The sequence below is a fragment of the Vreelandella alkaliphila genome, from assembly GCF_016107625.1.
Classification (GTDB): domain Bacteria; phylum Pseudomonadota; class Gammaproteobacteria; order Pseudomonadales; family Halomonadaceae; genus Vreelandella; species Vreelandella alkaliphila.
The window spans coordinates 24,060-44,803 of the sequence record NZ_JABASV010000002.1; the positions used below are offsets into that span (position 1 = coordinate 24,060).

The window sequence follows — 20,744 nt, forward strand, 5'->3', positions numbered from 1 at the left end:
CCTTTATTTTTCAGCGCCAACATCACACGCGAGGATTTTCGATACGCAGTTTATTAGTTCATCAGGAGTAATTGATGAAAGGTCTGTTTGTGATGAAATATAACCGCTGTTATCCCTTTCAAGAAACCATTCAGGTAAATATTTTTTAAAAACAACAACTTGATTAACTCCCATTATATGGGCGACATGCGATGGGCCACAATCGTTGCTAACAAATAGTTTGCAACCATTTACCAATCTAAAAAGAGTAGTTACATCAGGACTATGAATAACAGAAAACCCTTCTTGCTCAAGGATGTTCTTTTCCTCTTCTTCTTTAGGTCCTGTGAGAAAAACAATCGTCTCTGATCTTAACTCAGAAATCTTTCTTGCTAGCTGAATATAATTAGCAAGCGACCATTTTTTTTCTTCGCCCCCAGCACCAGGAGCAAGTACAATTTTATTGTTTAATACTTCATCAGATTCAATCTGTTTTTTCAAACAGGGAGTAATATCTAATGTTGATGATATCCCTAGAAGGGACAAGAAAAGGTCTGCTCTGTAGGTAGTTACATCAAGAGGTACCGAGTGTGTATAAAACGCTCCAAATTTTTTAAATCCTATTCTATAAGGAATTCGCAGCTTCAACATTTGAAGTGAAGTCCCAATACTAGAGGGACGCAAGTTAAAACCAATATCGAAATTATATTCCCTACTTAAGCTGGTGGTGCTAAAGCCGTCAATCACTTCAAGCTCGTTTAAAAAACCTGCTTCAACTAGGAAATCTGCCCCTGAACTTTTAGAGATACCCACCAATGTAGCATTTGGATACCTTTCCTTAACCGCGACTAAAAAAGGAATATGAACTACATATGCACCAAAAAAAGGCCTATTATGTAAAAATATAGCGATGCATTTAACTTTTAAAAAGTCGTTCATTTAAAAACAATTCCCTTATAGACATCGAGATAACTTTCAGCCATTTTTTCTTTACTATAAAGCTCTAAAAGAAGACGTGCATTCTCAACAGCAGACTCTCTCATCTGTTTATTTTTTGCTAGCTTTATTATCCAACTCTCGACTTCTTCACTACTTCCTGGTGTTACTAGAAAACCTGTTTCACCATGCTTAATTAAATCAGGAATGCCGCCAACATTACTAGCAACAATAGGCACGTTTGCATCCATAACATCTAAAAGAACTGAGCCTAGACCTTCGTTGCGAGACGGAAAAACAAACAGATCCAGCGCTGGAATAAAATCACCAATATTAGGCTTAAAGCCAGCCCATACAACATTTTTTAAGTGACTGCTTTCCAAGCGAAGCTCTTCCTCGTCTTCACCTCGGCCAAAAAAAACGCACAGCACTTCGGGATAGCTATGCTGTAATCGTTCTGCAGCTTCAAGTAGTACCCGCTGACCTTTGTGACGATCAACTAATGCACCTATATGGCCGACAATAAAGCGGCCTGGATAGCTGGCACGAAAGCGAGCAGCAACTTGGGCATCCGCGGTAAATCCCGTCATCGCACTAGGAATCGTCAATACTTCATTCTTATTCCAGTGTGATAGCTGTTGCCGAATAATCGATGAAATAGCGACACAACGATCTGCATTACGATAGAACAGTCGATTCACCCATTTATCTTTAATGGGTGTATCCACTCGGCGAGTCACCACATAGGGCGTACCGTATATACGCTTATGCAACCACGCCCAGTGTACCGCTTTAGCTTCATGAGCATGCACTAGCGATGCACGGCCAGCTTGCCTATGCCCAGCCATCTGCTGGTTAGCATCCACGAATCTTAAGTTCTCAATGCATTGAAGCTCATTACGCAATGGAGAATCTTTCCTGCATACCAGCGTTTGCTGATCTACATGCCGTTGCAAGGCTTGAATTAGCAGCGCTGTCTGGCGTTCTCCACCGCGAAAACCTTTGGCAAGGTTAACGTGAATAATATGCAAATTGCCCTCATACAAATCGTTGCCATCACCCTGGTATAGTACTGTATCTACCAACCACCAGAGCAGGGTTTGAATAAATGTCTATGGATGTGAGCGTCGTTATCATTACTCGCAATGCGGCCGCGACACTTAGCCGAACACTAGACGCCTTGACGTGCTATGACGATGTCGTGGTATATGACAACGGCTCCACAGACGAAACATGTAGCATTGTACAAGCCTACTCCAATACAACATTACACCATGGTGAATTTTTAGGCTTTGGCCCTACCAAACGTGCTGCCGTGTCGTTAGCAAAATATGACTGGATCTTATCAATAGATGCTGATGAAGCGCCGACAAAAGAGCTCAACGCTGCGATTAATGACTGGGTCGCCACTGCAACACCTCAACAGGCTGGTAAAATATTGCGCGAAAACTGGATGCTGGGTAAACCCGTTCATCACTCTGGCTGGGGAAATGACTGGTTAGTTCGACTGTTTAATCGTAACACGTGTAATTTTAATGATGCCGCTGTTCATGAGTCAGTAAACTTAGAAAAAAATACAGAAGTTTCTCCGCTTAATGGAAAAATTGAACACCTTGCCATTAACGATCTCTCCCAGTTCCTTGATAAAATAAATCGCTATTCAGATCTTCGCGCATCATCAAAAAAACTCAAGCACCACCCTTTTTCACTCATATTTCTCAAGGCACTTTTTGCATTTATACGCACTTATTTTTTTCGCCTCGGCATACTGGATGGCTGGCGAGGGCTCACTATATCTGTGGCTAATGCAAACGGTGTTTTTTGGAAATATGCCAAAAATAATGTTAATAACCGCCTATAATACGTTGTAAATTTTCTATCACGACGTGTTGATATCACTAAAGATATCTCTACTACCGGGCAGTCTCTCACCTGATCCTGTGATCAATATGCGTCCGTATTTCTTTACTCTATCAACACTCGTTTCGGGAGACGCATGCCAGCACTAAGGTCACTCAAACTTACTCCATGGTTGCCACTGCTCGTGATCGGCATCTGTCTTGGCTATGCCCTCACCGTGCTTACTCGGCTACCTTGGTGGACACTATTTTTCACAGCCGCCGTGTGGGTAGGCTTCGGCATCAAGTTACGCTGGGGAGCACCGCTAAACGCCCGCTACCGCCCGGTGTGGCCTTGGTCGCTGGTGCCGCTCAGCTTGCTAGGCATTTATATCTACTTGGCTGACAGCTTTGGCAATGTTGATTTAGGTGCGGTATTTTTCCATCTTCAAGCGGGCATGGCCGAACATGGCGGTGCTGGAAAAATGATCACTGCCGTTATTTACACAATGAGCGTAATCGCAGTGCTGGCATCCGTTACCTGGATCACGCGGCATGATCAGCGATGGCGGCTAACTGAACGCTTCGTTGCACTTCTCTTATTAGCAGCAAATCCAATGCTCTACGGTTTAGGGCAGCGCAGCGCAGCCATTGTAACGGACGATGGTGCTTGGCTAGATCGCCGTTACGTGCCGCCGCCCACGGAAGATCAAACCAATGCGCCTAACCTTCTGGTCATGTATCTGGAAAGCATTGAGCGTACGTATAGCAATGAACTATTTGGTGATGCTTACGCTGACTTAACCGCGTTAGGCGAACGCGGGCTGGTCTTTGAAGGTATCCAGCAAATGGAAAACACCGGCTGGACCATGGCAGGCATGATTGCTAGCCAGTGTGGCGTGCCGCTGATGCCTGCGGGACTTTTGCACGACAGTCAGTTCGAGCCGATTTCCAAAGTAGTTCCCGGCGTCGATTGCCTGGGTGATGTGTTAGCGGCTCAAGGCTATCGGCTTAGCTACTTGGGTGGAGCTAGTGCTCAGTTTGCCGGTAAAGGACTTTTCTATCGCGGCCATCAGTTTAATACGGTAAAGGGAAAGGAAGAGCTTTCAGCGCAACTCAATGACCCAGAATACATAAATAGCTGGGGTCTATACGATGACACACTTTACGATTTTACTGTGGATGAGATTCGTCGTTTGAGTGAAGAAGATGACGGCCCATGGGCAGTGGTTAATCTAAGCATTGCTGGTCACGCCCCTAACGGTTTTCCCTCCCAGACATGCCTAGACCGTCAGGGTGAATTCGATGGCCAAGATATCTTATATTCGGTGAAATGTTCAGCAAGTCAGGCGCGTGACCTTATTGAGCGTCTTGAACAAGAAGGCCTGCTCGAAAATACATTGGTTGTCGTGCTCAGCGACCACCTTACGATGCGAGTATCCGTTTGGGATCAGCTGACAACATTAGATCGAGACAATACGCTGATCATGCTGGGCACAGACATCACACCGTTGACGGTACGTCGGGGAGCGACAATGTTAGACGTATTTCCGACTATTTTGGATGCTATGGATCTCCCCCTGAGCGGTAACCGTGCAGGGCTTGGAGCATCTCTACTTAGTAGTCAACCAACGCTGGTTGAAACGCATGGGCTTGAGGTGCTTAACGAGCGACTCCGGGAAGAGACCGCCTTACAGCACCGTCTTTGGGAAGGACTAACCCCTCAACGGCGCGAACCTCAAGCAAGCGCCGACCAACAAGTCATAGAAACGCCTGCTGATCAGGCTGATGAAGTCGAGATTATGCGCTAACGTTAGCGCCATTAGCGCGCTGACTATCGACACTCATCGCTCGGTACACTTGCTCCACGCCTAAATCATTCAGACAGTTGGTATGCCCCAGCGGGCAGGTACGCTTAAAGCAAGGTGAGCAGGAAAGCGCCAGATAGTGAATGACAGCATTATCGGTTAAGGGGGGGGTGTAAGCAGGAGATGAAGAGCCGTACAGAGCGTGAATGCGCACGCCTACCGCGGCGGCAACGTGCATTAAGCCTGAATCGTTGGTGACCACCTGACGGCAGTCTGCCAATAGATCTACCGCATCCGCCAATTGGGTTTTGCCGCATAAGTTATGCGCATGGGGCAACCCTTTCACAATGCTATCTCCGGCGGCATGATCTTTCGGCCCGCCAAACACACGCACCTCAAATCCATCCTTAACCAGTCGCACCGCTAACGCATGGAAATAGCCTAACGGCCACTGCTTAGCGGGCCCGTACTCCGCTCCGGGCATCATACCGATGGCTGGACGCGACGATAGCGCATGAGTAAGACGTAAATTGACCAAGTTATTTCGATCAATCGTTAAACGCGGTGTCGGAATCTCAAATTCGCCTTGTATGGCTTCTTCCAGCGGCAGGCCCAGAGAAACAAACCGCTTAACCGTTTGATCCAACACCTGCTTATCCAACTTGCGGCGCTCTTTCAATAAGCCGTAACGGTGTTCACCCAAAAAACCGATGCGCTCGGGAATACGTGCCATAAAGGGCACCAGCGCCGCTTTCCAAGAGCGTGGCAGAACAATGGCACGATCAAAGCGTCCTCGTAAACGGGCAGCCAGCTCACGGCGGCTGGCTAGGCCAAATTCACCATGCCCTACTGCCAATGGAAGCACCTCGTCTACCTCAGGCATACGCTCCAAAATAGGCTGTGACCATGCCGGAGCGACCACCCCCAGGGTTGCCCCTGGGTTACGGTCTTTCAAGGTCATAAACAGGCTTTGCGCCATCACCATATCGCCGACCCACGAAGGGCCGACCACCAATATGCGCTTGGCAGAATTAGCCATTTAGCCACTCCAAGTAGGCTTTCACACCCTGGGCAACGGTTTTGAACTCAACATCGCAACCAGAGGCACGCAGATTGCTGATATCTGCACGCGTGTAACTTTGATAGCGGCCTTTTAGTTCTTCAGGGAAAGGTATGTAGTCAATTTCACCCTGACCATAAAAATCGATTACAGCCTCGCCAATAGCTTTGAAAGGCTCGGCTCGCCCAGTGCCCAAATTAAAAATACCGGACGCATGAGGGTTATCTAAAAACCACAGGTTGACAGCCACCACATCGCCAACGAAAACAAAGTCGCGACTCTGCATTCCCGCCTCATAACCGCCGTAAGCCCCAAACAGCTTTAACGTTTCCCCATTGCGAATTTGTAAATGGTTATGGTAGGCGACACTCGCCATCTTGCCCTTATGCTGTTCACGGGGGCCATAAACATTGAAATAGCGAAAGCCAACCACTTGTGTCGTCAACTCATCCCAGCGAGAGCGCACGTGCTGATCAAACAGCAGCTTAGAGTAGCCATAGACGTTGAGCGGTTTTTCGTGCTCAGGCGCCTCTTTAAACACCTCACTACCGCCGTAAGTAGCCGCCGATGAAGCATATAGAAATGGAATGCCTAACGCTTCACAGTAGTTAAGCAGCACTTTTGAGTACTCGAAGTTATTCTCCATCATGTAGTGCCCATCCCACTCCGTCGTATCGGAGCACGCACCCTCATGGAAAATAGCATCAATGGTCGGCAAATCGACTGACTCACCTCGCAATGCCGCCTTAATCCGCGCTAGAAAATCATCTTTATCCAGATAATCGGCCAACGTGCAGTCAGCTAAATTGACGAACTTAGTGCCGTCACGCAGGTCATCAACCACCATCACATCATCGCGGCCACGAGCGTTCAGCGCTTTGACAATATTGGCACCGATAAAACCAGCCCCGCCTGTTACAACGATCATCTCGTTCTCCTCACCAAAAACAGCTCTGTTGGCTAACGTGCCTATAACCCATCTCTCTGTGATTGTATACTTGACGGCCTATGAATTCATGGCCAACGGTGCTTTCCGCGATGAGTGTCTCGACAAACCAATCGACACCCGATGTGTCGACCTTTCAAGGCTTGATCCTTGCTCTGCAACAATACTGGGCAGAACAGGGCTGTGTCATTCTCCAACCTCTCGATATGGAAGTCGGCGCGGGCACCTTCCACCCTGCCACCTTCCTACGGGCAATTGGTCCAGAAACCTGGAACGCGGCCTATGTGCAGCCTTCCCGCCGTCCAACAGACGGCCGCTACGGTGAAAACCCCAACCGCCTACAGCACTATTACCAGTTTCAGGTGGTAATGAAGCCATCGCCCAGCAATCTTCAGGATCTCTATTTAGGCTCTTTAAAGCGCCTGGGGCTCGATCCTCTCGTCCATGACATACGCTTCGTGGAAGATAACTGGGAATCCCCTACCCTAGGTGCCTGGGGCCTAGGTTGGGAAGTGTGGCTCAACGGTATGGAAGTCACTCAGTTTACTTATTTCCAGCAGGCAGGCGGCATTGAATGCTACCCCGTTACTGGTGAGCTCACCTACGGGCTTGAGCGTATCGCCATGTACCTGCAAAACGTCGATAGCGTATATGACTTGGTATGGGCCATTGCCCCCGACGGCAGCAAGGTCAGCTACGGCGATGTTTATCTTCAGAATGAACGTGAGCAGTCGGCGTATAATTTTGAGCATGCTGACGTTGATCAGCTATTTGCCGCCTTTGACCACCAGGAAAAAGAGTGCAGTAAGCTTCTGATAGCCAACCTGCCGCTGCCTGCCTATGAGCAAGTTCTGAAAGCGTCCCATACGTTTAACCTGTTAGATGCTCGTCATGCGATTTCCGTGACCGAACGGCAGCGCTTTATTCTGCGCGTTCGCACCATGGCACGGGATGTCGCCACTGCCTATTTTGAGTCTCGTAAAGCAGAAGGATTCCCAATGGCGCCCGAAGCCCTACGCCGCGAACTACTAGCCGACCAGGGAGACGCATAATGGCTGTTGATACGCTTCTATTAGAACTAGGTGCCGAAGAGCTTCCCCCCGCTGCGCTAGATACACTTTCCGATGCATTTGCTGCAGGCATCGAAAAAGGCCTGCAAGAAGCCGAGATTTCCTTCCAAAGCATCGCTGCTTACGCGACCCCGCGCCGTTTAGCAGTACAGGTTAGCGGGCTTGCAGACAAGCAGCCTGACCGTGAGGTTGAGCGTCGTGGCCCTGCCCTAGCCGCTGCATTCAAGGACGGCGTGCCCACCAAAGCAGCCGAAGGTTTCGCGCGTTCTTGCGGCGTCAGCGTTGATGAGCTGATTCACTTAGAAACCGATAAAGGTACTTGGCTTGGTTTCCGCGAACAGCAGCAAGGCGAGACGGTACAGGCGCTGCTGCCAGAGATGGTTCGCAAAACGCTACAATCGCTACCGGTACCTAAGAATATGCGCTGGGGTTCGTCACGCGTTGAGTTCTCCCGCCCAGTTCACTGGCTAGTTGCCCTGTATGGCAGCGACGTCATTGCCGCAGAAGCGCTTGGCCTTCAGGCCAGCCGTACCACCTTTGGCCACCGCTTCCATGCGCCAGATGCCATACAGCTTGAACATGCCGATGACTACCTAGCCGCACTGGAAAATGCCTACGTCCTAGCCGATCGCCAGCGGCGCCGCGAACGCATCCGTGAGCAGGTATTAGCTGAAGCAGAGGTTCAAGAAGCCAATGCCGTTATCGACGAAGAGTTGTTGGTAGAAGTCAGCGGCCTGGTCGAATGGCCAGTCGCATTAACCGGCAGCTTCGATGAACGCTTTCTGGAAGTGCCCGCCGAGTGCTTAATCTCGTCCATGAAGGCTAACCAAAAGTACTTCCACCTGCTGGATGACCAAGGCAAGCTGAAACCGCTGTTCATTACTATTTCGAACATCGACAGCGCTGATCCGCAACAGGTGATTTCCGGCAATGAAAAGGTCATTCGCCCACGCCTGGCCGATGCGGCCTTCTTCTACGAAACTGACCGGAAGCGTACTCTCGCCTCACGTATTCCTCAGTTGGAAAGCGTGGTATTCCAACAACAGTTAGGCACCTTGGCTGACAAAGCACGTCGTAGCACAGCGATAGCAACGTATATTGCCGAGCACATTAATGCAGATGTGAGCCACGCCCAGCGCGCAGTGGCACTGGCCAAGTGCGATTTGGTCACCGAGATGGTGCTCGAGTTCCCAGAACTTCAGGGCATTATGGGCCGCTATTATGCCGAACAGGATGGTGAGCCAGCTGAGGTTGCTCAGGCATTAGAAGAGCAGTATCTGCCCCGCTTTGCCAGTGACGACATTCCACAAAGCCTTGCAGGCCAAGCGCTAGCATTGGCTGACCGGCTAGATACCCTGGTTGGCATCTTTGGTATTGGCCAGCGCCCAACCGGCGCAAAGGATCCGTTTGCCCTACGCCGTGCCTCTATAGGTGTGCTTAACATCCTGGTCAAAGGTCAGCTTAATTTAGATCTTCGCGAGCTACTCAGCGTAGCCGCAGAACAGCACCAAGGCCTGCCTAAGGCTGAAGGCTTGGTGGAAGATGTATTGACCTACATGCTGGACCGCTTCCGCGCCTGGGGCCAAGAAGAAGGTATTAGTGCTGAAATGTACTTGGCGGTACGCGCTCGCCCAGTAACTAAACCGCTGGATTTTGCTCGCCGCTTGCGTGCCGTTAAGGCCTTTGCACAGCGGGAAGAAGCCGCTGCTTTGGCTGCCGCGAACAAGCGGGTTTCTAATATCCTTAGCAAGCAGGAACACAACGGTAGTACCCAGGTTGATCAGAGCCTACTTCAGGAAGAGGCTGAGAAGACGCTGTTCAATGCAGTAACAGCCAGTCAGCAGCAAGTAGCCCCGTTATTTTCATCCGGCGACTACCAGCAGGCACTAGATGCGCTGGCAACACTACGTGAACCTGTCGATGCTTTCTTCGATCAGGTAATGGTCATGGCCGATGACGACGCTGTCCGCCATAACCGCTTGGCACTGCTTGCCAGTCTGCAAGCTCTGTTCCTTGAAGTGGCGGATATTTCCCAGCTGCCACAATAAGACACTGTGCCGCTATCGGTTCACTCAGCTCAAATCGCAACAGAAAGCCCGGCTGCTCGAAAGCCGGGCTTTTTTGCTTTTCAAATTTGTATTACCTCTTTTCTCCAGACTAAACTCGGAGTTATGCCGACTAATTGTTTCACGTGAAACACCAAGGTAAAATTAGAAGCGTAATCACAGCGCCATTTCCTTGTAAAAGGTCGATGGTCATAACTTGCTTTTATCGCCATGGAAACGGCCTATGTATGACTTATTTTTGCTTGATACTCTCCCTCAGCAACAGACTAACATTGCGCCTTATACGCTTAACACACAAAGAGTATGGCTAAAAAAGGCGACGAAAAGAAATTCACGTCTTGCCTATCTGCCGCTTACCCTATTAGCTAAGTGGCTAAGTATCGAAGCACTTAAACCAGTCCCTAACTTAGGGGGTGAACAAAGCGTTGCCTTAGAAGCCGCTCGAATTAAATCTCTCTCAAAGGCAGGAATAGCAGTCCCGACTATATTAGCTGAAACCCCCCAAGCACTACTTCTTGCTGATGTAAGTGACACAGAAGAGCCTTCTCAAACGCTGCTAGATAAATTACTGACTGCCGAAAGTGTCAATGAAATTGATCACTACCTTCAGATGAGCACTCAGGCGCTGAATGATGTTCACGCAAAACAGTGTTACTTAAGCGAAGCCTTTGCCCGAAATATATTGGTCAGTAAAGAGGGTATTGTCTTTATCGATTTTGAGACCGATCCGGGCACCTATCATGAGCTAACAAACTGCATGGTCCGCGATTGGCACTGCTTTATCTTCTCTCTCTATGGCAAACTAAGCACTCATGCCCCTCATATTGAGCGTTTAACGCCAGCCCTACTTGACGGATTGAGACAGTCGCAACCAAAGGTTCAAGAACGCTTCATTAGCACGCTCTCACGTTTTAAGCGCTTAGGTCGTATCCCCTTTCATCGTTTAGGTAGTGATGGAAAGAAAATTGCAGTCACCCTTAATGCACTGTCCATTCTTGACCAACAGCTACGTAGCCAATAGAAGGACGCTATGTCCATTACTTCAGACTCATCAAGGCTCCCTGCAGCCTGCCTAGTCATTCTTGATCGTGACGGTGTTATCAATCACGATTCTGATGCTTATATTAAATCACTAGAAGAGTGGGTCCCCTACCCTTCAGCGATCGATGCTATTGCACAACTAAACAAGGCAGGATATACCGTGGCAATAGCTACCAATCAGTCGGGTATTGCACGGGGCTATTACGATGAGGCAACGCTCCATTCAATGCATGATCGCTTAATAGCACTGGTTGAAGCGAAAGGTGGACGTATTGCCCATATTGCTTACTGCCCTCACGGCCCCGATGATCAATGCGCTTGTCGAAAACCCTTGCCAGGATTACTTTTGCAAATTCAGCAGCAATTAGGAATGGATAGCCTCACCGGCAGTTGGATGGTCGGTGACAGCCTACGAGATCTCAAAGCGGGTGAATCAGTAGGATGTCGTCCAGTGTTGGTCAGAACAGGTAAAGGAGAGAAAACGCTAGCCAGTCATACTAATCTTGAAAATACGCTTGTTTATCCAGATCTAGCTGCATTTGCAGATTGGCTATGCCAACAGCAGTAATGGGGTTTCTTTCTTCCGTCCCCTTCCTCTCTCTACTCTAGACACGCAAAAAAACGCCGCTCCCATTTAATTAGGCGCGGCGTTTTATTTTTCATTTGACTGAGTTTATTAGTGCCTATCGCACTGTTTCACGTGAAACACACGCTGATAAACACATCAGACATCAAGATTAGCAACTAGCGCATTCGTCTCGATAAAATCACGGCGAGGCTCAACTTCATCCCCCATTAACGTGTTGAACATCATATCGGCAGCAACCGCATCTTCAATGGTTACTCGCAGCATACGACGGCTGTCGGGATCCATGGTGGTTTCCCACAGCTGATCGGGGTTCATTTCCCCCAGTCCTTTATAGCGCTGGAAAGAGAGCCCACGCTGCCCCTCTTGCATCAACCAAGCCAGCACTTCAGAGAAGTGTGTGACTGGCTTCTGACGCTCACCACGGGCAATGTAAGCACCTTCTTCAAGCAACCCGTTCAACGTCTCACCGAGGCCCGTAATGGCTCGATAATCAGTACTCTCAAAGAAGTCCAGTCCCCACACATACTCAGTTGTAACGCCGTGGGCAATCAAAGACACCGCTGGCAAGTGCAAACCGCGCTCGCTATCTTCATGCAGATAGAACTGGTAACGCGGTCCGCCTTCATAGGCCACCATGTCATCCATTGCTTTCTGTAGCTCAGCAATCCAATTTTCCATGGTGACACGGTCTTTAAGACTAACTTCGCCTTGAAGCGCCGTTGCATGTACAGCTTGCTTGAGCACTGCGATAGGATATACCCGCGCAAGGCGGTCAATCCGCTTCATCACATTTCGGTATTGAGTAACCAATGCTTCTAGCTGCGAACCAGCGATACCAGGCGCATCAGCATTGACATATAACCCAGCCCCATCTAATGCAGTGGTGGTCAGGTAGTCGGTCATTGCCTGTTCATCTTTCAGGTAGAGCTCTTGCTTACCCCGCTTAATTTTATAAAGAGGGGGCTGAGCAATAAAGATGTGACCACGCTCAATCAATTCAGGCATCTGACGGAAAAAGAACGTTAGCAGTAACGTGCGAATGTGCGAACCGTCAACGTCGGCATCCGTCATAATAATGACTGAATGGTAACGTAGCTTATCGGGATTAAACTCTTCGCGACCAATACCACAGCCTAACGCTGTAATCAGCGTTCCGACTTCTGCTGATGACAGCATCTTATCGAAGCGCGCTTTCTCAACGTTTAGTATCTTACCTTTCAGCGGCAAAATTGCCTGGGTACGACGATCACGCCCCTGCTTAGCACTGCCACCAGCCGAGTCACCCTCCACCAGATATAGTTCTGATTGGCTTGGATCTTTCTCTTGGCAGTCAGCAAGCTTTCCAGGTAGCCCAGCGATATCGAGCGCACCCTTACGGCGAGTCATATCCCGTGCTTTACGAGCGGCTTCTCGCGCCCGTGCAGCATCTAGCATCTTGTTAACGATCGATTTAGCTTCGTTAGGCTTCTCGATCAGATAGTCAGCAAATAGCCGCCCCATTTCTTGCTCAACCGCCGTTTTAACTTCGCTGGAAACCAGCTTGTCTTTGGTTTGAGACGAGAATTTAGGGTCGGGAACTTTAACAGAGATAATAGCGGTCAAGCCTTCACGAGCATCGTCGCCCGACGTATTGACCTTGGATTTTTTCAACAGCCCCTGAGCTTCGATATAGTGGTTAAGCGTTCGCGTAAGCGCGGCACGAAAACCCGCTAAGTGGGTTCCACCATCTCGCTGAGGAATATTATTGGTGTAGCAAAAAATGTTTTCAGTGAAGGCCTCGCTCCACTGCATCGCCACTTCTACTTCAACGCCATCTTCTCGCACTGCATTGAAATGAAAGACGGGATTCAGAACTGTTTTATTTTTGTTCAGGTGATCGACAAATGCCTTCAAACCACCTTCATAATGAAACAGCTCCTCTTTGCCGCTACGCTCATCCATTAAACGAATAGCAACGCCTGAGTTCAAGAATGAAAGTTCACGTAGGCGCTTGGCGAGAATATCGTAGTGAAATTCGATATTCGCAAAGGTATTCGGTGATGGACGAAAATGTACACGAGTGCCACTTTTTTCCGTTTTACCGACAACACCTAGTGGCGCTTGAGGTACACCGTGATGATAGACCTGCTCAAACACTTCCCCTTGACGCCAGATGGTTAGCCGCAGTTCTTCCGAAAGCGCGTTAACAACCGACACCCCTACACCGTGTAGACCGCCTGACACTTTGTATGAATTATCATCAAACTTACCGCCAGCGTGCAGCACTGTCATGATAACTTCTGCGGCTGAGACGCCTTCGCCTTCATGCAGCTCAGTGGGAACACCACGGCCATTATCACTTACCGTTACTGATTCATCCGGGTGGATAACCACACGAATTTCACTACAGTGACCTGCCAGAGCTTCATCGATGGAGTTATCCACCAGCTCGAAAACCATATGGTGCAGCCCGGTGCCATCGTCGGTATCGCCGATATACATGCCTGGGCGCTTGCGCACTGCGTCTAGCCCTTTGAGCACCTTAATGCTTGATGAATCGTAAGCCTGCTCGCTCATTGACCACTCCGTCGTGAAGTCTGTCTCGTTCCGTGTCGCCTACCCGTCCGGCAGTAATTGGCTTAACCCTTGACTGGACTGTTTCACGTGAAACATCCCGGCATCTGTTGAGGGTTCCCATATACCACGAAGCGCGGAGGGTTCGACGCTTGTAATAAATGCCTGACACTGCATCTTTTCAAGCAAATTGCAAAACCGACCTCGGTGCGTGCTATCTAGCTCCGCTGGTAAATCGTCGATTAAGTAGATGCAGTGTCGTTGTGTGGTACTTTCCAGAAGCCGCCCCTGGGCAAGCTTTAATGCACTAACCACCAGCTTTTGCTGGCCTCTGGAAAGGACTTCAACAGCAGGCTGCTTGTTTATTCTGATTCGCAAGTCTGCTCGCTGCGGCCCCTGCTGGGTAAAGCCCATTTGCTGATCCGCTTGACGACTATCCTGCAAAACCTCCGCAAGTGCGCGCTGCTTATCCCAGCCTCTTACATAACGCAGCGTTAAATCGGGTAGAGAGATCAGCTCCTTTAAGGTTTCATCGAATACCGGCAAGAACTCGTTGAACCATGCTTGCCTGAGTGCATCCATCTGCTCCCCCCAGGTAGCTAACTCATACTCCCATACCGCTATTTCGCTTGGGACTATTCTACCACGCCTAAGGAGCGCATTCCGATGTTTCACCGCGCGACGCGTTCGCTTCCATGCGTCGAGAAAGGAGTGTTTCACGTGAAACACTCCCCAATCCAAAAACTCTCTGCGACCTGCGGGCGATCCTTCGAGAAGGCGAAAGGCATCTGGATTTATTAGCTGCAACGGCATAGCTTCAACCAGTTCGGCCAAGCGGACGCCTTTCTCTCCACGCAAACGCAACTCTAGCTCGCGCTGTGCGCGCATTCTTCTCACACCAAGCGTAACCTCAGGGTCTCCTGCCAAACGGCCGTAGAGCGTCATATAGGGCGCCTCAGACTGTATAGCATGTTTGAGCTGGCGAGTCCGGAAAGAGCGCCCCATTCCTAAGATATGAATACCTTCCAGCAGGCTTGTTTTACCACTGCCGTTAACGCCGTATATCACATTAATACGGGATGCAGGGCACATCTCAACTGGCGCTAAATTACGCAGCCCCTGAAGATTTAACCGAGACACACTCATTAACGACTGCCAGTAAATAAGACCATAAAACCTGCCATCCTTTAAAACGCGAAAACGGCGCTTCTGCCATCAGAAGCGCCGCCCTCATTAGCCAGCTATTGCGGGCTATAGCCGCATCGGCATAACAACATAAAGCGCATCACCGCCGCCAGGTTCTTCTAACAGCGCACTGCTGTTGGGATCTGCCAGCGTCATCTGCACTCGATCCTCATCCAGTACCGAAAGCACGTCTACTAAGTAACCTACGTTAAAGCCAACTTCCATGGCTCCGCCATTATACTCAACGGCCACATTCTCTTCGGCTTCTTCCTGTTCAGGATTATTGGCCATTACTTTAAGATTGTTTTCCTCAAGGTACAGCCGCACACCACGATATTTCTCATTCGAGAGAATAGCAGTACGTGAAAGCACCTGACGCAATTCAGCACGCTCAGCGATTAGTACTTTATCGCCATTGCGCGGCACTACACGCTCGTAGTCAGGGAATTTGCCGTCAATCAGCTTAGAGGTAAACGTAAAGTCGCCTGTATGAGCGCGAACATGGGTTGAACCCAAGGTAAGACTTACCGGCTCATCGCTGTCATCCAACAAGCGGGAAAGCTCTAGGATGCCTTTACGCGGCACAATAAGCTTTTGCGCTTGGTCAACCACAATATCGATAGGCCGTGAGCACATAGCCAAGCGGTGCCCATCAGTGGCAACGGTGCGCAACAAATTACTTTGAATTTCGAGCAGCATGCCGTTCAGATAATAGCGAACATCCTGCTGGGCCATTGCAAAAGACGTTGACTCAATCAGGTGCTTCAATGTCCCTCTGGGCACACTAAGCTCCTGACTACCATCAGCATCTTCAATATTTGGAAACTCTGCAACGGGCAGCGTCGAAAGCGTAAAGCGCGAACGACCACTGCGCAGTACGGCACGCCCCTCTTCTACCGCCAACTGAATCTCAGATTGATCAGGCAACGATTTACAGATATCCATTAGCTTACGAGCAGGAACCGTGGCAGCACCCTCTTGATCAACTTGGCTCGCCACGGTACGGCCCACTAGCTCTACTTCTAGGTCGGTACCGGTTAATGCTACCTGATCCCCTTCTACTTGGATCAGTACATTAGAAAGTACTGGTAGCGTTTGGCGCCGTTCGACTACGCCCGCCACCAGAGTCAGCGGGCGAAGCAACGCCTCTCGGGAAATAGTAAATTTCATCGGTACTCCGGTTTCTATCCTGAAAGGCCCGCAATGCAGGCCCAAACGATAACGGTTAACTAGTTAGCAGGCGAAGAAGATTCTTGTAATCTTCACGAATATCCGCATTTTCCTCTTGCAGCGCTTTTACTTTACGACAAGCGTGCAATACGGTCGTGTGATCACGGCCACCAAAGGCATCGCCTATTTCCGGCAAGCTGTGATTTGTCAGCTCTTTAGCTAGCGCCATAGCAACTTGCCTCGGCCGTGCGACGGAACGAGAGCGGCGTTTAGAAAGCAGATCGGCAACTTTAATTTTGTAATATTCGGCAACCGTTCGCTGAATATTATCAACCCCTACCTGCTTATCTTGAAGCGCTAACAGGTCTTTAAGCGATTCGCGAATAAAGTCCTGGGTAATGGTTTTCCCCATGAAATGCGAATCTGCAATCACCTTTTTCAGCGCACCTTCAAGCTCGCGGACGTTCGAGCGAATCTTCTGAGCAATAAAGAAGGCAGCGTCGTGTGGAAGATCAACTTTCGCCTGATCTGCCTTTTTCATCAAAATCGCTACACGGGTTTCAAGCTCTGGCGGCTCAATAGCCACTGTCAGGCCCCAGCCAAAGCGCGATTTCAGACGCTCCTCCACACCACTAATCTCTTTTGGATAGCGATCAGAGGTAAGTATCATTTGCTGCCCACCCTCTAACAACGCATTAAAGGTATGGAAGAACTCTTCCTGGGAACGCTCTTTTCCAGCAAAAAACTGAATATCATCAATAAGTAGCGCATCAACGCTGCGATAAAAGCGCTTGAAGTCGTTAATCGCATTTAACTGCAGTGCTTTTACCATATCCGCGACAAAGCGTTCAGAGTGTAGATACACCACACGGGCATTTTCGCGGCGGCCAGCCAGGGCGTTACCGACAGCGTGCATCAAGTGTGTTTTACCTAAACCAACACCACCGTATAAAAACAGCGGGTTATAGGCACCGCCAGGATTTTCAGATACCTGACGGGATGCCGCACGAGCGAGCTGGTTCGATTTACCTTCAACAAAGGTATCGAAGGTAAAATTAGGATTAAGACCACTACCATGTTTTAGGCTGCCTTCAACCTGTACCTGGCGCTCATTTCCTCGCCGATTCGGTGACTCTTCACGCAGTTGATCAATTTCTCGCTCATCAGCAAGGTCTCCCCTTGGCGGCGTATGAACCGCAGGCGATGCTTGCCTTGAGGGAGATGCTGAGACCGGATTACCCAAATCTCTTGGCTGCGGGGCAGGAGCAGCCACACGGCGGCTACCTACCGTCAAACTGACTTTGGGAGGCTTGGATGGCGCAAGTTCTCGCATCAGCTCGCTGATACGCTTTGAATACTTATCACTCACCCAGTCGCGCACAAAGCGATTCGGCGCCAACAAGCGCAGCTCATTGGTCTCTCCTTCTTCTGCCTGCAGCGGACGTATCCAGGTATTGAACTGCTGTGAATTCAGTTCGTCCTGCAGGTAGTCCAGGCACTGTTGCCAAAGCGCGAGTGACACTCATCTCACCATCGGTTGAAAACGGCCGACCATTGTAGCGCCCAACGAGACGGTTATCCACACGCACTAACGCCTCTTTTTGCCCTGTGGACAACTATTCATGAGGCATAGGGAAAAGCTGGTAATGGATCAAGGAAAAAGCTGTTTTGATGTCTTCTATACCCTGTTGAACACACCTAATTAACAGTTTATTTAAGGCTTATCCGAAGGTTATGCACAGATTTTTTATGTTTTTAAGCTGTTGATAAAAGTAAGCTAAAATAGCTTATCCACAATTAGTATCCCCACTATTAATAACAATAGGTTTTAAATAATTCCATTAGTAATAGTAGTGTCATGGCAAGAAGCCACGATGGCGATGTACGAAGAGCCTCCATTGCCTTTTTAACGCTTTTTATGCAAGGAAAAATTGCACCTGACGCGGGAAGTCTCTACAATTTCCGGTCTTGAATTGAAACTCCCCGGCTAGTTCCTCACTGGACCGGGTCTTTTGGAATTCACTTTCCGTCCTAAACCACGTGGGAATAACGAGTTATGAAACGCACTTTTCAACCCAGCGTTCTCAAGCGCAAGCGCGCGCATGGCTTCCGTGCTCGTATGGCAACCAAAAACGGCCGTGCCGTTATCGCACGCCGCCGCGCCAAAGGCCGCAAGCGTCTGAGCGCCTGATCTCGGATTGCGTGTGCCGCATCAAGGCTTTCCCCGGTGCTTACGTTTGCTAAACGCCGGGGATTTTAGTCACGTGTTTGAACAAGCAGACCTGAAGGTTCATGGCAAAGGTATGATGGCGCTAGCGCGTTTGAGTACCCGGGGACATCCCCGCATTGGACTGGTGGTCAGCAAAAAGAATGTGAAGCTCGCTGTTGATCGCAACCGCTTTAAGCGACTCGTGAGAGAATCTGTTCGCCTCCGCCAAGATCACTTACCCTCTGTGGATATCGTGATACTGGCAAAGCGTGGTGTTCAAGATATTGATAACGAGACGCTTAATCGCCAGCTAAATGGCATGTGGAAACGACTTCAGCGTGACGCACAGGCGGTGTCTGTACCACTCCCGCCTAATGGCGTAACACGTGACGCTTGACGACACACCTCGCCGCTCGACCTCGGCCTGCCGCCTGGCAGGCTTTCGTGTGTCATGGGTCGAGTAAATGACACTGCGCCATTAGCATGTTCACCACCCATCGGGCAGAACCCTCATGGACGTAAAACGACTTTTATTACTGATTCCACTGGCAGTACTTGCCTATCTATTGGTTGTACAGTGGAATCAGGATTATGGGCAAATAAGCGTCGATTCGACGCCTGAAATTACCCAAAACAGCAACGGCTCATCCGCCAATAATGTTGGCAGTGATGATTTATCGGTTCCTAGTTCATCGGCTCCCCAAAATGCCATTAGTGAAGGCATGCCTGGAGAAGCAGAAAGTAACTCGTCTAGCCGAGACTTTATTGCTGTCACGACCGACGTTCTCGACGTACGTATTGACCCATATGGTGGCGATATCGTGTACGCCGCTCTACCGCAGCATAAGCTAACGCAGGATTCAGATCGTAACTACGTGTTGCTTTCTGATAACTCAACGCGTAGTTACGTCGCCCGTTCGGGTCTTCAACTGGACGGCCAGGCTAGCCGCATTGCCTTCACGCCCGAGCGTACCGAGTACCGCTTAGGGAACGATGAAGAGCAGCTAAGTGTTGATTTAACAGCGGAAGTTAACGGCGTTGAGGTTATTAAGCGATTGACGTTTAAGCGCGGCGACTACGCTGTCAACGTTAGTTACTATTTAGCCAACAACACCGAGTCACCGATTAGCGCACGCTTTATCGGTCAACTGGCGCGCGATAATAGCCCTGACCCCTCAAGTGGCGTCTCTATGGGTATGAAATCGTATCTTGGTGCAGCCTACTCTACCCCTGACGCGCGGTACGAAAAAATCGACTTCGACGATATTCAAAGCCATAACTTTGAAAATCGTGAGGCGCAGGGTGGCTGGATTGCGATGATCCAGCACTACTTCGTATCTGCCTGGGCACCGGCGCAAAATCAGCAAAACCTCTACTATGTCACTACCGATTCACGGGATCGTAATGTCGTAGCGTTTGCTGGCCCCACGAGCAGTGTGGCCGCTGACGGCGAGGCAACGCTAAGCGCAACGCTGTACATGGGGCCCAAGGTTCAAGACTATCTTGAACAAGTCGCTCCCAACCTACGCCTAACCGTAGATTACGGTTGGCTGTGGTTTATCGCTAACCCGCTGTTCTGGTTACTGGATAAGATCCACGACATCGTTGGCAACTGGGGCTGGTCAATTGTACTGCTGACCGTACTCGTGAAACTGGTGCTGTTCCCGCTATCCGCCAAAGCCTACAAGTCAATGGCGCGTATGCGTAAGCTTGGCCCGGAAATGCAGCGTCTCAAAGAGATGTATGGCGATGATCGCCAGAAAATGTCTCAAGAGATGATGAAGTTCTACCAGAAGGAAAAGATCAATCCTCTGGGCGGCTGCTTACCAATTCTGGTGCAAATGCCGGTCTTTATCGCGCTGTATTGGATGCTGCTTGAGTCTGTTGAGCTGCGCCATGCGCCGTTCATGTTCTGGATTCAAGATCTGTCGGTGAAAGATCCGTACTTTATCTTGCCAATTCTGATGGGGATCTCGATGTTCGTTCAGCAAATGCTGAACCCGACACCGCCCGATCCCATGCAGGCGAAGATTATGAAGATGCTGCCGATTATCTTCACCTTCTTCTTCCTGTGGTTCCCAGCAGGTCTGGTTATCTACTGGGTCGTCAACAACATCATCTCGGTGGCGCAGCAGTACCTCATTACGCGTAATATTGAGAATGATCCAAACGTCGGCAAAGGGTTGCGAACCAAGTAGCACGCTCCCTTCTCCTACCTCCAGACCCCCGCCCTAGCGGGGGTCTGGCGTTTTAGGATGAACAACGCGACAATCTTCGCCATACACCAACGAGAA

General features: G+C 49.7%; 17 protein-coding genes. 9 read left to right on the plus strand and 8 right to left on the minus strand.

The window, feature by feature from the left end; translation table 11 throughout:
• Positions 1–3: 3 nt before the first annotated feature.
• Both JFC11_RS03280 and JFC11_RS03285 read right to left on the minus strand, forming a co-directional pair.
• Positions 4–918, minus strand: a complete 915-nt coding sequence (locus JFC11_RS03280) for a glycosyltransferase family 9 protein (RefSeq protein WP_198348720.1) — start codon at positions 916–918, stop codon at positions 4–6.
• Positions 915–1,946: a glycosyltransferase family 4 protein gene (locus JFC11_RS03285; RefSeq protein WP_198348721.1), complete on the minus strand. Its 1,032-nt coding sequence runs from the start codon at positions 1,944–1,946 to the stop codon at positions 915–917. Before JFC11_RS03285 ends, JFC11_RS03280 begins: the two co-directional genes overlap by 4 nt.
• 77 nt (positions 1,947–2,023) lie before the next feature.
• Between JFC11_RS03285 and JFC11_RS03290 the strand changes: the two genes are divergently transcribed.
• Both JFC11_RS03290 and JFC11_RS03295 read left to right on the plus strand, forming a co-directional pair.
• Positions 2,024–2,776: a glycosyltransferase family 2 protein gene (locus JFC11_RS03290; RefSeq protein WP_038479964.1), complete on the plus strand. Its 753-nt coding sequence runs from the start codon at positions 2,024–2,026 to the stop codon at positions 2,774–2,776.
• Positions 2,777–2,911: 135 nt separating this feature from the next.
• Positions 2,912–4,564: a sulfatase-like hydrolase/transferase gene (locus JFC11_RS03295; protein WP_198348722.1), complete on the plus strand. Its 1,653-nt coding sequence runs from the start codon at positions 2,912–2,914 to the stop codon at positions 4,562–4,564.
• Here JFC11_RS03295 and waaF read toward each other — a convergent pair.
• Positions 4,554–5,600: a lipopolysaccharide heptosyltransferase II gene (gene waaF, locus JFC11_RS03300; protein ID WP_120385991.1), complete on the minus strand. Its 1,047-nt coding sequence runs from the start codon at positions 5,598–5,600 to the stop codon at positions 4,554–4,556. The genes JFC11_RS03295 and waaF overlap by 11 nt on opposite strands.
• Positions 5,593–6,549, minus strand: coding sequence for an ADP-glyceromanno-heptose 6-epimerase (gene rfaD / locus JFC11_RS03305; RefSeq protein WP_089040115.1), 957 nt, complete (start codon positions 6,547–6,549; stop codon positions 5,593–5,595). Before rfaD ends, waaF begins: the two co-directional genes overlap by 8 nt.
• A gap of 110 nt (positions 6,550–6,659) precedes the next feature.
• Between rfaD and glyQ the strand changes: the two genes are divergently transcribed.
• The 4 genes from glyQ (at position 6,660) to gmhB (ending at position 11,312) form a co-directional block, all read left to right on the plus strand.
• Positions 6,660–7,619, plus strand: a complete 960-nt coding sequence (gene glyQ, locus JFC11_RS03310) for a glycine--tRNA ligase subunit alpha (RefSeq protein WP_198348898.1) — start codon at positions 6,660–6,662, stop codon at positions 7,617–7,619.
• Positions 7,619–9,685: a glycine--tRNA ligase subunit beta gene (gene glyS, locus JFC11_RS03315; RefSeq protein WP_198348723.1), complete on the plus strand. Its 2,067-nt coding sequence runs from the start codon at positions 7,619–7,621 to the stop codon at positions 9,683–9,685. The genes glyQ and glyS overlap by 1 nt, the downstream gene beginning before the upstream one ends.
• A gap of 241 nt (positions 9,686–9,926) precedes the next feature.
• On the plus strand, positions 9,927–10,724 hold the full coding sequence (locus tag JFC11_RS03320; protein ID WP_038479951.1) for a BUD32 family EKC/KEOPS complex subunit: 798 nt from the start codon (positions 9,927–9,929) through the stop codon (positions 10,722–10,724).
• A gap of 9 nt (positions 10,725–10,733) precedes the next feature.
• Positions 10,734–11,312, plus strand: a complete 579-nt coding sequence (gene gmhB / locus JFC11_RS03325; protein ID WP_038479948.1) for a D-glycero-beta-D-manno-heptose 1,7-bisphosphate 7-phosphatase — start codon at positions 10,734–10,736, stop codon at positions 11,310–11,312.
• 156 nt (positions 11,313–11,468) lie between these two features.
• Here the strand turns inward: gmhB and gyrB are convergent, their stop codons facing one another.
• From gyrB to dnaA, 4 genes are all read right to left on the minus strand, one after another.
• Positions 11,469–13,889, minus strand: coding sequence for a DNA topoisomerase (ATP-hydrolyzing) subunit B (gene gyrB / locus JFC11_RS03330; RefSeq protein WP_038479945.1), 2,421 nt, complete (start codon positions 13,887–13,889; stop codon positions 11,469–11,471).
• Between the two features lie 39 nt (positions 13,890–13,928).
• Positions 13,929–15,032: a DNA replication/repair protein RecF gene (gene recF, locus JFC11_RS03335; protein WP_198348724.1), complete on the minus strand. Its 1,104-nt coding sequence runs from the start codon at positions 15,030–15,032 to the stop codon at positions 13,929–13,931.
• Positions 15,033–15,137: 105 nt separating this feature from the next.
• Positions 15,138–16,241 carry a DNA polymerase III subunit beta gene (dnaN, locus tag JFC11_RS03340; protein WP_009723350.1) on the minus strand — a complete coding sequence of 368 codons (1,104 nt, stop codon included), beginning with the start codon at positions 16,239–16,241 and terminating at the stop codon, positions 15,138–15,140.
• Positions 16,242–16,296: 55 nt separating this feature from the next.
• Positions 16,297–17,763 carry a chromosomal replication initiator protein DnaA gene (dnaA, locus tag JFC11_RS03345; RefSeq protein WP_038479938.1) on the minus strand — a complete coding sequence of 489 codons (1,467 nt, stop codon included), beginning with the start codon at positions 17,761–17,763 and terminating at the stop codon, positions 16,297–16,299.
• A 534-nt stretch (positions 17,764–18,297) separates the two neighbouring features.
• Here dnaA and rpmH point away from each other — a divergent pair.
• The 3 genes from rpmH (at position 18,298) to yidC (ending at position 20,648) form a co-directional block, all read left to right on the plus strand.
• Positions 18,298–18,432 (plus strand): 50S ribosomal protein L34, encoded by a 135-nt coding sequence (gene rpmH, locus JFC11_RS03350; protein ID WP_009723348.1) that lies wholly within the window; start codon positions 18,298–18,300, stop codon positions 18,430–18,432.
• 13 nt (positions 18,433–18,445) lie between these two features.
• Positions 18,446–18,847, plus strand: a complete 402-nt coding sequence (gene rnpA / locus JFC11_RS03355; protein WP_084183640.1) for a ribonuclease P protein component — start codon at positions 18,446–18,448, stop codon at positions 18,845–18,847.
• Positions 18,848–18,962: 115 nt separating this feature from the next.
• On the plus strand, positions 18,963–20,648 hold the full coding sequence (gene yidC / locus JFC11_RS03360) for a membrane protein insertase YidC (RefSeq protein ID WP_038479934.1): 1,686 nt from the start codon (positions 18,963–18,965) through the stop codon (positions 20,646–20,648).
• Positions 20,649–20,744 lie beyond the last annotated feature (96 nt).

Bases quoted from the DNA above. Each gene is read 5' to 3' on its own strand.
- JFC11_RS03280 (WP_198348720.1), bottom strand. From the start codon at position 918: ATGAACGACTTTTTAAAAGTTAAATGCATCGCTATATTTTTACATAAT.
- JFC11_RS03290 (WP_038479964.1), top strand. From the start codon at position 2,024: ATGTCTATGGATGTGAGCGTCGTTATCATTACTCGCAATGCGGCCGCG.
- JFC11_RS03295 (WP_198348722.1), top strand. From the start codon at position 2,912: ATGCCAGCACTAAGGTCACTCAAACTTACTCCATGGTTGCCACTGCTC.
- waaF (WP_120385991.1), bottom strand. From the start codon at position 5,600: ATGGCTAATTCTGCCAAGCGCATATTGGTGGTCGGCCCTTCGTGGGTC.
- rfaD (WP_089040115.1), bottom strand. From the start codon at position 6,549: ATGATCGTTGTAACAGGCGGGGCTGGTTTTATCGGTGCCAATATTGTC.
- glyQ (WP_198348898.1), top strand. From the start codon at position 6,660: ATGAGTGTCTCGACAAACCAATCGACACCCGATGTGTCGACCTTTCAA.
- glyS (WP_198348723.1), top strand. From the start codon at position 7,619: ATGGCTGTTGATACGCTTCTATTAGAACTAGGTGCCGAAGAGCTTCCC.
- JFC11_RS03320 (WP_038479951.1), top strand. From the start codon at position 9,927: ATGTATGACTTATTTTTGCTTGATACTCTCCCTCAGCAACAGACTAAC.
- gmhB (WP_038479948.1), top strand. From the start codon at position 10,734: ATGTCCATTACTTCAGACTCATCAAGGCTCCCTGCAGCCTGCCTAGTC.
- gyrB (WP_038479945.1), bottom strand. From the start codon at position 13,889: ATGAGCGAGCAGGCTTACGATTCATCAAGCATTAAGGTGCTCAAAGGG.
- recF (WP_198348724.1), bottom strand. From the start codon at position 15,032: ATGAGTGTGTCTCGGTTAAATCTTCAGGGGCTGCGTAATTTAGCGCCA.
- dnaN (WP_009723350.1), bottom strand. From the start codon at position 16,241: ATGAAATTTACTATTTCCCGAGAGGCGTTGCTTCGCCCGCTGACTCTG.
- rpmH (WP_009723348.1), top strand. From the start codon at position 18,298: ATGAAACGCACTTTTCAACCCAGCGTTCTCAAGCGCAAGCGCGCGCAT.
- yidC (WP_038479934.1), top strand. From the start codon at position 18,963: ATGGACGTAAAACGACTTTTATTACTGATTCCACTGGCAGTACTTGCC.